The sequence below is a fragment of the Kaistella sp. 97-N-M2 genome (assembly GCF_021513235.1).
GTDB lineage: Bacteria > Bacteroidota > Bacteroidia > Flavobacteriales > Weeksellaceae > Kaistella.
In genome coordinates this window covers 506,976-521,059 of sequence record NZ_CP090976.1, presented here as the reverse complement: position 1 = coordinate 521,059, position 14,084 = coordinate 506,976, and the positions used below count along the sequence as shown (strand labels likewise).

Below are 14,084 nucleotides of genomic sequence, written 5' to 3'. Positions count from 1 at the left end.
TAAAATAAAAAAGTTCACCCGAATAAGGTGAACTTTGTTTTTATGGGCAAGCGCAATTACGCCTTTACGTACTGCAGTTCTCCCGCGATTTTTACCTCGTCCGAAACCATTACGCCCCCAGTTTCCAAAGCTGCGTTCCAGTTTAAACCAAAATCTTTTCTGTTGATTTTCCCTTCAAAAGAAAAACCGGCTTTTGTATTTCCCCAGGGATCTACGTTGATGCCACCAAAATCTACGTCCAAAGTAATCGGTTTTGTAACGCCGTTGATGGTTAAATTACCCGTAACATCGTTGTTTAAAGAATCAGATTCAAATGTAATTACCGGGTTAACGGCAACATTGAAAAACTCTTCGCTTTTCAGATGCGTATCGCGGTCGGCGTTGTTGGTATTTACAGAATCTGTTTGGATGGTAGTTTTCACGGATACTTTTTGAAAAGTATCGTCTTCAGCTTCCATTTCGGAAGTAAAATCGGTGAAGGCACCTTTAACATTAGAAATCATCATGTGTCTTACTCTGAAAGTAATTTCACTGTGCGTTGGGTCTAAATTCCATTTTGTAGCCATAATGTCTTTTTTATTTTATTGTTATTAAATGTGATTGTTCAAAATTGATAGTGCAAAGATACTTCCACAAAATTACAATCGTATTGATGTAGGGTAAGAAATCAATAATTTCGGTAATTATTCCACGATTCTTTATATTAAATGTAACGTTGAGGAACTTCCCGCGCATTTTCCTAAATTTAGCGCATGAAGAAATTCTTTTTATTCCTGATGATTTTCAGTGTGTCCTTTTTGGGTTTTGCTCAAATTAAAGACACCGCCCAAGTAGAAAACAAGCATTTCGACTTTCAATATAAAAAAATGTACGTTCCTCTAGGCTTAATGCTTTCGGGAATTATTGCTGATGGTAACGGCCGCGAATCCCTAAAAAATGAGATCGTAGAAGAAAGAAACGAACATATTTTCGGTTTTGAAAATCATCTGGACGATTACGCGCAGTTCGCGCCTTTTCTGGCCATCTATGGTTTCGAACTTGCCGGCATGAAACCCCGCACCGACTGGAAAAACCGGTCGGCCATTCTGCTGAAAGGCCAGATCGTGAATCTGGGGCTCGTTTATGTGCTGAAAAAAACTTTAAAAAAAACGCGTCCCGACGGCACGGCATATTCCTTTCCTTCCGGACATACGGCGAATGTTTTCGCGGGCGCGACGATGCTTTCCATTGAGTATGGAGAAGAATACAAATGGGTTCCCTACGTTTCATACGGTTTCGCTTCCGGAATTGGAATGATGCGGATGGCGAACAATAAACATTACATTTCCGATGTGCTATTCGGCGCGGGTTTGGGCATTCTTTCCATGAAAGCCGCTTACTGGACGCATCAGTATAAATGGAACCGGCCGAAACCGGGCAAAGATCCGTTCGCCGGAGTAATTTACCCAAACTAAGTTTCTTAACGTTTTTTAACAGTCATTTAAATTTCTTATTTTTAGCCATCTAATTTTTAAGAAATGAAATTTTCAAAATTTACTCTGCTCATCCTGCTTACAGGCAGTTTTCTTTCCGCACAAACTCAAAAATTTACCATCGCCGAAGCCGTTAACGGACTTCGAAGCAATCTGGCGGTTAAAAATATTTCTCAGTTTTCCTGGAGCGACGACAGCAAATCCTTCTATCAGGGCACGAAAAACGGTTATTTAATTACGGAAGTGCCGAGTTTGAAACAGGATACTTTGGTTTCGCTGTCGCAACTGAATAGAAATCTTTCCGGGGAAAATATTTTAAAAAGCTTTCCGAGAATTACATTTATTACTAAAGATAAAGGATATTTCACGCAGGGCTCGAAATATTTCTGGGTGGAACGCAGCGGAAAAGACTGGAAAGTGAAAGACTGGACTTCTCTCGACGAGGCGGCAGAAAACGTGCAAATGCTCAGCAACAATCAGGGTTTTGTCTACACCATTAAAAACAATCTTTATCTGAATAAGAACGGCAAAGTTGTAGCGATCACCAACGATAAGAATGAAGATATTGTGAACGGACAGGCGGTTCATCAGCGCGAGTTCGGCATCGATAAAGGCATTTTTATTTCCCCCGACAATTCGCAGATCGCTTTTTACCGCATGGATCAGACCATGGTTACTTCTTATCCGATCATCGACTGGAGCGTGACGCCCGCGGCGAATAAAAACATCAAATACCCAATGGCGGGAACGCCGAGTCATCATGTGACCTTAGGAATTTATGATATTAAAACCGACAAAAAAACATTTCTTAATATTGAAGGTGATCCGGAACAGTATCTAACGGCGGTCACCTGGAATCCCGATTCGCAGTCCGTTTTTGTGGGCGTCCTGAACCGCGACCAGAACGATCTGCATATGAATCAGTACAGTGCGGTCACCGGAAATTTGATGAAAACCGTTTTCGAGGAAAAATCCGCGGAATATGTGGAACCGCAAACACCTTTGAGTTTCTTCCCGAACTCCAGCACCGATTTTGTTTGGCAGAGCCAGAGAACGGGTTTCAATCATCTTTTCCATTATAATTTAGAAAAAGGTTTGGTGGCGCAGCTTACAAAAGGGAGCTGGTCCGTAACCGAACTGCTCGGCTTCAACGAGAAAAAGAAAGAGATTTATTTTGCTTCCACGCAGGAAACTCCGCTGGAAAGACATCTTTATAAAATAAACTGGAACACCTTCCAAACACAAAAATTAGACAGCGCGCCCGGAATGCATACGGGAATTTTGAGCAAGGACGGCAATCATCTCTACGATATTTACAGTAACTCAACCACGCCGCGTGTGGTTAATCTTATCAACACCAACACCGATAAATTCAAAAATATTCTTACCGCGGACGATCCTTTGAAAAAATACCAACGGCCCGAAATAAAAAATGTAACCTTAAAAGCGGAAGATGGAACGCCACTTTACGGTAAAATTATTTTGCCAACCGATTTCGATGCGAACAAAAAATATCCCGTTATCGTGTATCTGTACAACGGTCCGCATGCGCAATTGGTAACCAACGCATTTCCTGCTTCCGGGAACTTGTGGTACGAATTTATGGCGCAGAAAGGATATATTGTCTTCACGATGGATGGTCGCGGTTCCTCCAACCGTGGACTGAAATTTGAACAGGCGGTTTTCCGTCATTTAGGCGATGTAGAAATGCGGGATCAATTGAAAGGTGTGGAATATTTGAAATCTTTACCTTATGTGAACGCCGATAAACTGGGAATCCACGGCTGGAGTTTTGGCGGATTTATGACGACGAGCTTTATGCTGAAACATCCCGAAGTTTTTAAAGTCGGTGTGGCCGGCGGTCCGGTGATCGACTGGAAAATGTATGAAATCATGTATACCGAAAGATACATGGATTCTCCGCAAAACAACCCCGAAGGCTATAAACAGGCGAACCTTTTAGATAAAGTTCAAAATTTAAAAGGTCATTTGCTCATGATTCATGGTGCGCAGGATAATGTAGTGGTTTGGCAGCATTCCATTAAATTTTTAAAAGCTGCCGTGGATAATGGCGTTCAGATGGATTATTTTGTTTATCCGGGTCACGAACATAATGTTTTGGGGAAAGACCGAGTTCATTTGATGCAAAAAGTGACCGATTATTTTGATGAATATTTGAAGAAATAGGACATGAAAATTGAAGCCAACTCCCTTGAAGAATATTTAAATAACGTTCCGGAAGACCGGCAAACGGCATTCCGGACACTTTACCAAACCATTTCCAAAAATTTGCCGCAAGGATTTCAGGAAGGATTATCGTACGGCATGATTGGTTGGACCATTCCGCTGGAAACCTATCCCGCAGGTTACCACTGTACGCCCAACACGCCGTTGCCCTTTATTAATTTGGCTTCGCAGAAAAACTTCATTGCGCTTTACCATATGGGAATTTATGCGAATCCCGAATTACTGGACTGGTTCGTTACCGAATTTCCGAAATATTCTGCACGAAAATTAGATGTGGGCAAATCGTGTATACGATTCAAGAAAGTTGAAGATATTCCGTTTGATTTAATTGCGGAATTATGTCAGAAAATAACTCCACAAGATTGGATTGTTTTATATGAACGGGAATTTAAGAAGAAATAGTCAGCTGCTTTTTCTGAACTTTTAAAAGGTATATTTTTACTTTAATAAGCATAAACTTTTGGCGTGTCCAAAAAAAACTATTCCCGCAGCACTTTAATCCGCCCGTCATTCCAGATTCTGATAACGGAAGAACCCGAATATTCCGAAACTTTATCGTGATTTTCTTCCGCTACAAAATTCACGGAATCGATAATTTCCTGTGAGATATCAGAGAATTTCAGAGGTGATTTTGCGCCGCTAAAATTGGCGGATGTGGAAACCAAAGGTTTGTTCAGCTTCGTAATGATTTTTTTCAGGAAGAGATCATTCACGAGCCGAATGCCGATGCTGCCGTCTTCTGCAAGTATTTCCTTCGGCAAACCTTTCGGACTGTCATAAATTAAAGTCACAGGTTTTTCCGAAAGGTCCATAATTTCCCAGGCCATTTCTGGGACTTCTACCAAATCCTGCAAACGTTTCGCGGATTCGACCAAAATAATCATCGACTTGGTTTTCTCCCTTTTTTTAATATCGAAAATTTTGTTGATGGCTTCCGCATTTGTAGCGTCGCAGCCGATTCCCCAAATGGTGTCGGTTGGATAAAGAATAGTTCCGCCGGATTTTAAAGTGTCGATTAGTTGATCCATGAATGTTTTGATAAGTAACTAGATAGGTGCAAAAGTAATTAAAAATAGAATGGAATGCTGCGGTTTGTAGAAGGAACCGGCTTTTAGTCTGTTTTCAAAAAAAGTTAAATTAAGCGCGGGTCTTTCGTTTTGTCTAAAACCAATCGGTCTTTTTCTACCTAAAAGAAATAAACCCACGCCACTATCGACTGGCAACACAATAGTATAAAATTCACACCGAACTTTCTGCCGTCGTTCTTATCATTCATCAATGCTTTTAAATATTGATTACCATACCTTTGTCCTATCAAAATCTTAAAAATATGGAATTAGGAATAGGAATGTTTGGCGATTTAGCCTTCGATCAGACCACAGGAAAATATAAAGATGCGGGTGTAAAGATCCGCGAAATTGTGCAGCAGGTAAAACGGATGGATGAGGTTGGAATTGATGTTTTTGCCATGGGCGAGCATCACCGCGCCGATTATGCGGTTTCGTCCCCCGAAATGGTTTTGGCTGCGGCCGCCAGTATCACAAAAAACATTAAACTTGCGAGTGGCGTTACGGTTTTAAGCTCTTCGGAACCCGTGAAAGTGTATGAAGATTTTGCCACTTTAGATTTGATTTCCAACGGCAGAGCTGAGATCTTCGTAGGTCGCGGCAGTTTCATTGAATCTTTTCCGCTGTACGGCTATTCACTCGAAAATTACGAGCAGCTGTTCGACGAAAAGTTAGAACTTTTGCTCAAAATAAATGCTGAAGAAAACGTTTCGTGGACGGGCAAACTTCGAGCACCCATGAAAAACCAAACCGTTTACCCCAGAGCTACAAACGACGGCAAACTTCCGATCTGGAGAGCTGTGGGCGGTACGCCGCAGTCTGTATTAAGTGCAGCCAAACTGGGAATGCCTTTGGTTGTGGCCATTATTGGCGGTATGCCGATTCAGTTTAAAAGTCTCATCGATTTTTACAAGCAGGAATACTTGGCAGCAGGCCACAACGAATCTGAAATGCAGATCGCCATTCATTCCCACACTTTTGTGAGCGAGGATCAGAAGGTGATCGACGGCTATTTTCACAATTATAAAGCTCAGATGGACCGGATTGGCGCGTCCCGAGGTTGGTCGCCGTACACCAAAATGCAGTACGACGGCGGAAGAGCGAAAGACGGCGCTTTGTTTGTGGGAAATACGACTGAAGTTGCAAATAAAATCGCTTACATGAAAGAAATTTTCGGCATCACGCGATTTATCGGACATATGGATGTTGGCGCACCGGAAAATGACATTATGATGAAATCCATCGAATTGTTTGGCGAAAAAGTAGCACCCAGCGTTAGATAACTGGTATTCCATCGGAAGATTTTTCGGTGGAATTTTTTTATTTAAATATCAATTTCCTACTTTTACCAACTATGCACGAAAAAGCTCAAGATCTTTTGCACGGCAAACGTCTGGATACCATTTTGGAAGAACTGGTCGACTATTACGACGGGTTTGAAAAACTGGGCGAACAGATCAACATTAAATGTTTTACGGATAATCCGAGCATAAAATCTTCTCTGAAATTTTTGCGGAAAACCGAGTGGGCAAGAGCGAAAGTTGAAAGTCTGTACCTCTACGTTTTGCGCCAGAAAAAGAAGCAGTAAAGATCACAAGAATAGTTCTTCAAAAATGGTTAACCTTCAATTAAATTAATCCGGAAACTCGCCGGAGACGTAAAACCACCGCTCATTCAGTTCTTGAAACACAGAAATCTCATGATGAATTTCTGATTTTCCTTTCTCATCTTTATAATACGCTTTAAATTCCACCTGATCTGGCGTGGGTTTTCGCACAATCTCGAGTTTTGTCCACTCATTAATTTCGCCCCATTCCTGTAGGTCTTTTTTCCGGTGAAATTTTCGTTTCGAGGGTAATGTCGTTTCCATCAGGTATTCGCTATTCGGATAGGCAAAGGCCGAAAATCTGGACCGCATTAATGTTTCGGCGGTTTCCGCGTGTTTTTCACCTTGATGATAAGGTTGGCAACATTCGTTATAGAGTTTTCCGGAGCAGCAGGGGCAATATGGTTTCGATTCGTTTTCCATCAAAATCAGGCGTGTTCCGGGTTCGTCCATTCGTAAAAATTAACGCTGTCGTACAGTTCAAAACCACACTTTGGGTAGAGTTGGTTTCCTATTTCGTTATTTTTTCCGGTTTCCAACAGCATTCCGCAAGCCGAAGTTTCGCGGCACAGATTTTTTGCTTCTTCAATCAACAGCTTCGAGAAACCTTTGCCCCGAAAATTTTCATTTACGTACAAATCATTCAGCAGCCAATACTTTTGCATTCTTGTGGAAGAAAACAAGGGATAAAGCTGAACAAATCCGGCTATTTTTCCGTCGGACTCAGCGATATAAATTTCGGAATCTTTATTTACCATTCTATCTTTCAGAAAAATTTCAGCGCTTTTTACATCACTTTTTTTGTGATAAAAAATCCTGTATTCATCAAACAGAACGGATAATTCTGCGCAATCTTCGATAATTGCTTTTCTTGTGTTCTGCATTTTTAAAAATTTATTAGATAGTGTTCCCTGATGATATTTAAATGATGAATATTGTGACCGATAATAAGTTTGCCCAGAGTTTCCACCGAAATTTCGTTGCCGTTCGCCACTCCTTTTCGGGTAAGACCTGACGCTTTTAAATTCCCGAAAAATAGAATATTAGAGTTTCGCAAATGATCGAATTCATCCACCAGATTTTTCAGGGGAACATTTTCTAAATGATACTCCTGCGCGTACAATTCTTCGTTCCAGCCTGCGAGTTCGGTATGGTCATTCCGTGAAAAGCGTAAGGCGCGGTAAACGAAAATCCGCTCCGCATCGATGAGGTGTTGCAGCAAAAACTTTAAAGACCATTTTCCTTCGGCGTACGCGAAGTTGGACTGCTCTTCCGAAAGTTTTTCGTAGATCTCTAAGGTCTGCGCGCCGGAATTTTTCAGTTCAGACTGCCAGTTTTCGCCCGGAATTAGATCGAGATAGCGTTGAATGTATTTTTGAAATTCGGTCATATTCAAAATTATAAAAAACCTTCAAGCTTTTCTAAGTTTGAAGGTTTATTTTTCAAGTAATTTTTTGTTTAACCGAAAGCTCTTTCCAGATCTGCCAGTAAATCTTCTTCGTCTTCAATGCCGACGCTCAGGCGAACGAGATCGTCTGTAATCCCCAGTTCTGCACGTTTTTCTGCCGGGATGGAAGCGTGCGTCATTAGCGCCGGGTGATTTGCCAAAGATTCCACACCGCCCAGGGATTCGGCCAGAGTGAACACTTTTACCTTTTCTAAAAACTTAACAGAATCTTCTTTCTTGCCGGATTTAAAGGTGAAAGAAACCATGCCGCCAAAATCTTTCATTTGTTTTTTTGCCAGATCATGCTGTGGATGAGATTTTAAGCCCGGATAAAAAACTTTTTCCACGGCCGGATGATTTTCCAGATATTCGGCGACTGCCAGTCCGTTTTCCGAATGTCGCTGAACCCTTAAAGCCAAGGTTTTAATTCCTCTTAAAACAAGATAGGAATCGTGTGGTCCTAAAATTCCACCGCTCGCAAATTGAATAAAATGGAGTTTCTCTCCGAGTTCTGCCGTTTTTGCAACCAATGCTCCGGCAATTACATCCGAATGTCCGCCCAAATATTTTGTGGCAGAATGCATTACGATGTCGGCGCCCAAATCTAAAGGCAACTGCAGATAAGGCGTGGCAAAAGTATTGTCTACGGCGACCAAAATATCTTTGCCTTTCACTAGGTCGGTTACCGCTTTAATATCCACAAGTTTCATTAAGGGATTCGTCGGTGTTTCCAACCAGATGAGTTTTGTTCTGTCGGTGATGGAATCCGCCACTTTCGAAACGTCTTCAAAACTCACGAAGGTAAATTTCAACTGGTACTTTTCAAAAAGTTTCGTAAACATTCGATAGCTCCCGCCATACAAATCATCCACGGAAATTACCTCATCGCCCGGATTCAACAATTTTAAAACACAGTCGATGGCTGCCAGTCCCGACCCAAAAGCCAAACCTCTGGCGCCGTTTTCGATGGAGGCCAAACTGTCTTCCAAAGCCTGTCTTGTGGGATTTGCGGCGCGGGAATATTCGTAACCGGAGTGGATTCCGGGCGATTTCTGCGCAAAAGTGGAGGTTAAAAATACGGGAACATTTACCGATCCTGTGGCTGATTCGTGGTGCTGACCACCGTGTATAACTTTGGTATTGAAGTTCATTTCTCTTAAAATTTTAAGTTCATTAATAAGGACAAAGATACGAAGCTAATTCTAACTAAGGATTCTACGGTGCTTTGTGAAGGCGTTTTTCGCAGCTAATTTTTGCAAAATTCGCGCATTTTGCAAACTTTAAAGCTTTTTTTACTTGGTCGCGATGAAGAAAACATTGTATTTATGCACCTAATTTAAATAAGTATTATGAAAAAAGGAATTATTCTTTTGGCGCTGTTTACCGCCGCAAGTCAGGGTCTTTCTGCCCAGCTCATTAAAGCTCCAAACCAAGGAGAAAATGTAAATTTCTTAACACCTGTTGCCCCGTCTAACGCGGCATTTTTTCTAAAGGCACCTACTACTTTGTGGCAGGACAATGCCGTTGAAAGTTGGTACAATGCTACCGCTACGGAATTCACGTTGACGACACCGGCTCAGGTTGCAGGCCTTGCCAAAATTGTAAATGCCGGCAACGCATTCGTCGGCAAAACAGTAACCTTCGGCAATGATATGGATTTCGGTGCGCATCTGTGGATGCCGATCGGAAAAGGCTATCAGTTTCCCTTCTCCGGAATTATTAAAGGCAACAACAAAAAAATCCTGAATATCCAGATCAACCTTCCTTCGGGAGATTTTGTCGGCTTTGTCGGACAAATGTTTAATGGTAAAATCGATAATCTTACGGCCGAAAATGTTACTGTTTCCGGACACGACACGGTTGGAAGTATTGTCGGGAATTTATCTACGAACAGTACAATGGATAACTGCCACGCGAAAAATGTAGATATTTCCGGAACCGATTTTAATATTGGTGGTTTAGTGGGCGGAATTTTATCCAATTCCAGCATCAGCAATTCTTCTGCGGAAGGCGATGTGAGCGGCGTAAACCAAGTTGGTGGTATAGTTGGGACCGTTTGGGACAAAACTTCCATTTCAAAAACCTATGCTAAAGGAACCGTTTCCGGCCAGTATATTGTAGGTGGTTTTGCCGGATACAGCACAATGGCATTTGGACCGAACAGAAATAACGAAATTTCAGATTCTTATACGCGCTCCAATGTTTATGCTTCTTCCGAAAGAGTAGGAGGATTTTATGGCGGACCGGAAAGTAATGCCGTTACAACCAATGTTTATTCCACAGGTACCGTAAATAATGTGAGCGCGAGCGGCGGTTTCGCAGGATTTGTTGCGAATATGAGCGCGTCTAATATCTATTACGACTTCACGAATGCACCCATCGATCCCATCGGTCTTTTTTTGGCAGCACCTGCAACGTATGATATAAAGGCCTGGACTTCCACTCAAATGCAGAGTCAAACACTTGCGGACGGCTTGAACGCCGGAAGATCAACTGCTGTTTGGTATTTTGATGCTTCGAAAAATGACGGTTATCCAACACTGGATTTTGAACAGCTTTTGGCAACTTCGGATAATGCAGTTCGTTCCGACATCAAGGTTTATCCAACGGTAGTTACCGATTTTATTACGATCAATTCCAAAGAAAGAAATCTGACGTATAAAGTCGTAGATTTTTCCGGCCGTTTAATTAAATCAGGAAGTGTGAGCACTGATAAAGTTAATCTTTCGCAGCTTGGAAAAGGAAATTACATGCTTCTCCTTCAAAATGGAGGGAAGATGAGCAGTTTTAAATTCATTAAAAAATAAACAAAACGCTTTCCAATAACAAATGCCGTTTCAGCACTGAAACGGCATTTATTTTATTTTAATATTTATTTCGAATTACATTTTTATTGCAGATCGCGTGGCAAATTCTTCTGCCATTTCTTCAATCCAGGCTGCAACGTCTTCTTCGCCCGTAGCTCTTTGGTACGTATTTCCCAAGGATACAAGGATCTGATGAATAAACATTTTCATTTGATCGACCGGCATTTCCTTCGTCCAGAGATCGATGCGTAGTGCCTCCATTTTTTTATCGTCCCACACGGAAATCATCGTCGCTTTGGTTTCTTCCTTTTCGATGCCGCCATCCTGCGCATTCCACAGCATTCTTTCGGGCACGTGATTTTCGTCTAATTCGATATCTATCGTGATCTGAGTCTTTTTCATATTTTTAAATTCTGTTAAAGCGTTTTTAAATGCTCTTAGTTTTTTGGTTTATAATTGCTTTGATTAAAGATTTCCTGTGCATTTATCTTCAGAAAATCGGTTAATTTTGTGTCGGGTTTTTCCTGAAAGAACTTTTTGCAGATTTGCCAGCCGATAAAAATTCCGACTTGCGGCGAAGATTCGTTGTCGATTTCCGTATAAAATTTCGAAAAAGGTCCGGGTTTGATGAATCGTTCCTGCAGCTGAATGTCGTCACTGAAAACCAGATTGTTTTCTACAAAGAAGTTCCAGATGTTCACTTCGTTTTCCTTTGCCCATTCGTACTGTTTTTGGGAATAATTCATTTTTAAATAATCCGGAAAGTCCGGAAGAAAAGCATCCTGCAGCGTCGATATTTTTCCATTATAAATGAGCTCATCGATAAATTTCTGATGATCCATGTCGGGCTCTACAAAATTTTCTGCCAACACCTCCGAAACTTTCGGTACAATATTTTGCGGGTTCATCGAAACCTGAAAATACTGCTCCAAACCTTTGTAATTCGGATTGTTTTCACCCATGAAACCTGTAATATCAATAAAAATCATATTTTGCTGCGGATGATAAAAGATGGGATCCATCACGCCCTGCAAAGCGGACGAATAGAGAAAAACCTTCGGCTCTTTGAAGTTGGGGAAATAATATTTAACGTGCGAAAACAGATCCGTCAGATCCGCGTTCAGTTTCGGAATATCAATTTTAGCAACGGCATCTTTGTAGATTTTTGCTTCCTCCGCATCGGCGCGGCGCAACGCATAATCTTCATCGGAAACCGTGCCCTGAAACCACGGATATTTTGCTTTAAAACTTTCTAAAGACGTATTATTTGCATAAAACTCTTTCGAAATATCGATGGCTTCCACTTTCTGCGCGGGTTTTGTAATCTCCACTTTCCAGTGGTCTTCTGTCTTTTTGTTACAGGAAACAGCGGCCCAAAGGAAAACGCCGGAAAAGAATACATATCTAAAAAACTTCATTATTTTTACATCAGAATTAAGAAACGCAAAAATAAGGAAAATTTAGGGATTCACTTCCGTCTGAAATTAATCCTTTTCATCATTAATTAGAAACATGCAGACAGAAAAAATAACAGAAAAAATCGTTTCCTGGCTGAAAGATTATGCGCTGAAAGCGAACGTAAAGGGATATGTGATTGGTGTTTCCGGCGGCGTAGATTCGGCCGTAGTTTCCACACTTTGCGCTATGACGGGTTTAAAAGTTTTGATGATTGAAATGCCCATCCGTCAAAAAGAAGCAGAAGTCAGCCGCGCCTGGGAACACATGAATCAACTGAAGGAACGTTTCGAAAATGTAGAGGCGATTTCGGTCAATTTAACGCCGGCTTTCGAAGAACTCTACAAAACTTTCAATGTGAACGACACGGAGTTTCCCGCAGAGAAACTCGCTTTTGCGAACACAAGATCACGTTTGCGCATGCTGACTTTATATTATTACGGCCAGATCAACGGCCTTTTGGTTTGCGGAACCGGAAATAAAGTTGAAGATTTTGGCGTTGGTTTTTACACCAAATATGGCGATGGCGGCGTTGATGTTTCCCCTATTGCAGACCTTTACAAAACGGAAGTTTACGCCCTGGCCAAATCTTTGGATTTGGTGGAATCTATTCAAAATGCCATTCCAACAGATGGTTTGTGGGATGTGGACCGCACCGATGAACAACAGATTGGCGCGACGTATCCGGAACTGGAGAAAATTCAGAAAGAATGGGGAACGAAGACCGAAGCAGATTATTCGGGTCGGGATTTGGAGGTTTTTAAAATTTTCAGCCGCATGAATAAAGCGGCGCAGCATAAAATTCAACCCATTCCGGTGTGCGATATTCCGGAAGAGTGGCGATAGAATAGGTGTTGTGCCGAGCAAAACTTCTCGATACGCTTCGCTACTCGAAGTAACGGTGAAATTCGATTAAGAAAAAAGTCGTCAGGTCGAGTGAAATCATTGGAAGCGCAGCGGAAAATGATTTTGTATCGAGACAGTTTTATGAAGCTTCTCGATACGCTCCGCTACTCGAAGTGACGGTGAAATTCGATTAAGAGAACAATCGTTAGGTCGAGTGAAATCATCCGAAGCGAAGCGGAGAATGATTTTGTATCGAGACCTTTTTATGAAGGCTTCTCGATACGCTTCGCCACCCGAAGTGACGGTGAAGATTGAATTAGAAAAAACAATCGTCAGGTCGAGTGAAATCATTCGAAGCGAAGCGAAGAATGCTTTTGTATCGAGACCGTTTTATGAAGCTTCTCGATACGCTTCGCTACTCGAAGTGACGGTGAAGGTTAATTTAGAAAAAACAGTCGTCAGGTCGAGTGAAATCTTTCGAAGCGAAGCGAAGAATGCTTTTGTATCGAGACCTTTTATGGAGCTTCTCGATACGCTTCGCTACTCGAAGTGACGGTGGAGAAAGATAAAATGAATAAACGGGTATAAAATTTTAATTAAAAATAAATGAACAGAGCGAATATCAAACTTGTCCTCTTTTTTATCATTGGCCTGCTTCTGGCGTTTCTGGTCATGTACTTTTTTAGCAATTATAACATTGAAAAGAAAAATCCCAATGCCTCCAACTTGGAAATCACGTCGAAAAGTGATACCCAAAACCTCAGCGAAATAAAAGAAGCTGATCTTTCGAATAACCCCGCAAATATAGATGAACTCACTGCAGAAAGTAAAGTTATTGAGTTCGTGAAGAGCAATCACCGACTCCCAGATTGTTACATTACGAAATCCGAAGCGCGAAAAAGCGGCTGGATCGCTTCCAAAGGAAATCTCTGTGATGTCTTACCCGGCAAAGCCATCGGCGGCGATCAATTCAGCAACCGCGAAAAACACCTGCCAAACAACAGCCAATATTATGAAGCGGACGTAAACTACAATTGCGGCAACCGCAATGCCGACCGCATTGTCTACACCAAAAACGGCGACGTATATTTAACGAAAAATCATTACCGGTCTTTCGAGAAACAATAAAAAAGACCA

General features: G+C 41.6%; 16 protein-coding genes. 8 read left to right on the top strand and 8 right to left on the bottom strand.

The genetic code is table 11. The annotated features are described in order from the left end of the window. Positions 1-56: 56 nt before the first annotated feature. The gene (locus tag L0B70_RS02535; RefSeq protein WP_235142755.1) at positions 57-566 is read right to left on the bottom strand and encodes a YceI family protein; all 510 of its coding nucleotides are present in this window, start codon (positions 564-566) and stop codon (positions 57-59) included. A 186-nt stretch (positions 567-752) separates the two neighbouring features. On the opposite strand from L0B70_RS02535, the gene L0B70_RS02530 reads away from it, so the two are divergent. The 3 genes from L0B70_RS02530 (at position 753) to L0B70_RS02520 (ending at position 4,121) form a co-directional block, all read left to right on the top strand. Next, positions 753-1,454: a phosphatase PAP2 family protein gene (locus tag L0B70_RS02530; protein ID WP_235142754.1), complete on the top strand. Its 702-nt coding sequence runs from the start codon at positions 753-755 to the stop codon at positions 1,452-1,454. A 63-nt stretch (positions 1,455-1,517) separates the two neighbouring features. After that, positions 1,518-3,659, top strand: a complete 2,142-nt coding sequence (locus L0B70_RS02525; RefSeq protein WP_235142753.1) for a DPP IV N-terminal domain-containing protein — start codon at positions 1,518-1,520, stop codon at positions 3,657-3,659. Positions 3,660-3,662: 3 nt separating this feature from the next. Next, entirely contained in the window at positions 3,663-4,121 is a 459-nt protein-coding gene (locus L0B70_RS02520; protein ID WP_235142752.1) for a DUF1801 domain-containing protein, read from the top strand. Positions 4,122-4,198: 77 nt separating this feature from the next. Here the strand turns inward: L0B70_RS02520 and L0B70_RS02515 are convergent, their stop codons facing one another. After that, positions 4,199-4,747, bottom strand: coding sequence for an L-threonylcarbamoyladenylate synthase (locus L0B70_RS02515; RefSeq protein ID WP_235142751.1), 549 nt, complete (start codon positions 4,745-4,747; stop codon positions 4,199-4,201). 302 nt (positions 4,748-5,049) lie between these two features. Here L0B70_RS02515 and L0B70_RS02510 point away from each other — a divergent pair, with 302 nt between their 5' ends. Together L0B70_RS02510 and L0B70_RS02505 are read left to right on the top strand one after the other, a co-directional pair. Next, entirely contained in the window at positions 5,050-6,069 is a 1,020-nt protein-coding gene (locus L0B70_RS02510) for an LLM class flavin-dependent oxidoreductase (protein ID WP_235142750.1), read from the top strand. A gap of 71 nt (positions 6,070-6,140) precedes the next feature. Further along, the gene (locus L0B70_RS02505; RefSeq protein WP_235142749.1) at positions 6,141-6,374 is read left to right on the top strand and encodes a VF530 family DNA-binding protein; all 234 of its coding nucleotides are present in this window, start codon (positions 6,141-6,143) and stop codon (positions 6,372-6,374) included. A gap of 45 nt (positions 6,375-6,419) precedes the next feature. Here the strand turns inward: L0B70_RS02505 and L0B70_RS02500 are convergent, their stop codons facing one another. From L0B70_RS02500 to L0B70_RS02485, 4 genes are all read right to left on the bottom strand, one after another. Continuing rightward, positions 6,420-6,845, bottom strand: a complete 426-nt coding sequence (locus L0B70_RS02500; protein ID WP_235142748.1) for a YchJ family protein — start codon at positions 6,843-6,845, stop codon at positions 6,420-6,422. Then, the gene (locus L0B70_RS02495; protein WP_235142747.1) at positions 6,821-7,276 is read right to left on the bottom strand and encodes a GNAT family N-acetyltransferase; all 456 of its coding nucleotides are present in this window, start codon (positions 7,274-7,276) and stop codon (positions 6,821-6,823) included. The genes L0B70_RS02500 and L0B70_RS02495 overlap by 25 nt, the downstream gene beginning before the upstream one ends. A gap of 2 nt (positions 7,277-7,278) precedes the next feature. After that, the gene (locus L0B70_RS02490) at positions 7,279-7,782 is read right to left on the bottom strand and encodes a DinB family protein (protein WP_235142746.1); all 504 of its coding nucleotides are present in this window, start codon (positions 7,780-7,782) and stop codon (positions 7,279-7,281) included. A gap of 68 nt (positions 7,783-7,850) precedes the next feature. Further along, the gene (locus L0B70_RS02485) at positions 7,851-8,990 is read right to left on the bottom strand and encodes a cystathionine gamma-synthase (RefSeq protein ID WP_235142745.1); all 1,140 of its coding nucleotides are present in this window, start codon (positions 8,988-8,990) and stop codon (positions 7,851-7,853) included. Between the two features lie 198 nt (positions 8,991-9,188). Between L0B70_RS02485 and L0B70_RS02480 the strand changes: the two genes are divergently transcribed. Then, complete coding sequence (locus tag L0B70_RS02480) at positions 9,189-10,646, top strand: T9SS type A sorting domain-containing protein (protein WP_235142744.1); 1,458 nt, start codon at positions 9,189-9,191, stop codon at positions 10,644-10,646. A gap of 75 nt (positions 10,647-10,721) precedes the next feature. Here the strand turns inward: L0B70_RS02480 and gldC are convergent, their stop codons facing one another. Further along, positions 10,722-11,048 carry a gliding motility protein GldC gene (gene gldC / locus L0B70_RS02475; RefSeq protein ID WP_235142743.1) on the bottom strand — a complete coding sequence of 109 codons (327 nt, stop codon included), beginning with the start codon at positions 11,046-11,048 and terminating at the stop codon, positions 10,722-10,724. A gap of 35 nt (positions 11,049-11,083) precedes the next feature. Then, on the bottom strand, positions 11,084-12,064 hold the full coding sequence (locus L0B70_RS02470; RefSeq protein WP_235142742.1) for a gliding motility protein GldB: 981 nt from the start codon (positions 12,062-12,064) through the stop codon (positions 11,084-11,086). 94 nt (positions 12,065-12,158) lie between these two features. On the opposite strand from L0B70_RS02470, the gene nadE reads away from it, so the two are divergent. Beyond that, a complete protein-coding gene (gene nadE / locus L0B70_RS02465; RefSeq protein WP_235142741.1) occupies positions 12,159-12,947 on the top strand; it encodes an NAD(+) synthase in 789 nt (262 codons plus the stop codon). Positions 12,948-13,553: 606 nt separating this feature from the next. Beyond that, entirely contained in the window at positions 13,554-14,075 is a 522-nt protein-coding gene (locus L0B70_RS02460; RefSeq protein ID WP_235142740.1) for a ribonuclease domain-containing protein, read from the top strand. The last annotated feature ends 9 nt before the right edge of the window (positions 14,076-14,084 follow it).

Coding starts and splice junctions, on each gene's coding strand:
- L0B70_RS02505 (WP_235142749.1), top strand. CDS start 6,141: ATGCACGAAAAAGCTCAAGATCTTTTGCACGGCAAACGTCTGGATACC.
- L0B70_RS02500 (WP_235142748.1), bottom strand. CDS start 6,845: ATGGACGAACCCGGAACACGCCTGATTTTGATGGAAAACGAATCGAAA.
- L0B70_RS02515 (WP_235142751.1), bottom strand. CDS start 4,747: ATGGATCAACTAATCGACACTTTAAAATCCGGCGGAACTATTCTTTAT.
- L0B70_RS02530 (WP_235142754.1), top strand. CDS start 753: ATGAAGAAATTCTTTTTATTCCTGATGATTTTCAGTGTGTCCTTTTTG.
- gldC (WP_235142743.1), bottom strand. CDS start 11,048: ATGAAAAAGACTCAGATCACGATAGATATCGAATTAGACGAAAATCAC.
- L0B70_RS02470 (WP_235142742.1), bottom strand. CDS start 12,064: ATGAAGTTTTTTAGATATGTATTCTTTTCCGGCGTTTTCCTTTGGGCC.
- L0B70_RS02490 (WP_235142746.1), bottom strand. CDS start 7,782: ATGACCGAATTTCAAAAATACATTCAACGCTATCTCGATCTAATTCCG.
- nadE (WP_235142741.1), top strand. CDS start 12,159: ATGCAGACAGAAAAAATAACAGAAAAAATCGTTTCCTGGCTGAAAGAT.
- L0B70_RS02480 (WP_235142744.1), top strand. CDS start 9,189: ATGAAAAAAGGAATTATTCTTTTGGCGCTGTTTACCGCCGCAAGTCAG.
- L0B70_RS02510 (WP_235142750.1), top strand. CDS start 5,050: ATGGAATTAGGAATAGGAATGTTTGGCGATTTAGCCTTCGATCAGACC.
- L0B70_RS02525 (WP_235142753.1), top strand. CDS start 1,518: ATGAAATTTTCAAAATTTACTCTGCTCATCCTGCTTACAGGCAGTTTT.
- L0B70_RS02495 (WP_235142747.1), bottom strand. CDS start 7,276: ATGCAGAACACAAGAAAAGCAATTATCGAAGATTGCGCAGAATTATCC.
- L0B70_RS02520 (WP_235142752.1), top strand. CDS start 3,663: ATGAAAATTGAAGCCAACTCCCTTGAAGAATATTTAAATAACGTTCCG.
- L0B70_RS02535 (WP_235142755.1), bottom strand. CDS start 566: ATGGCTACAAAATGGAATTTAGACCCAACGCACAGTGAAATTACTTTC.
- L0B70_RS02460 (WP_235142740.1), top strand. CDS start 13,554: ATGAACAGAGCGAATATCAAACTTGTCCTCTTTTTTATCATTGGCCTG.
- L0B70_RS02485 (WP_235142745.1), bottom strand. CDS start 8,990: ATGAACTTCAATACCAAAGTTATACACGGTGGTCAGCACCACGAATCA.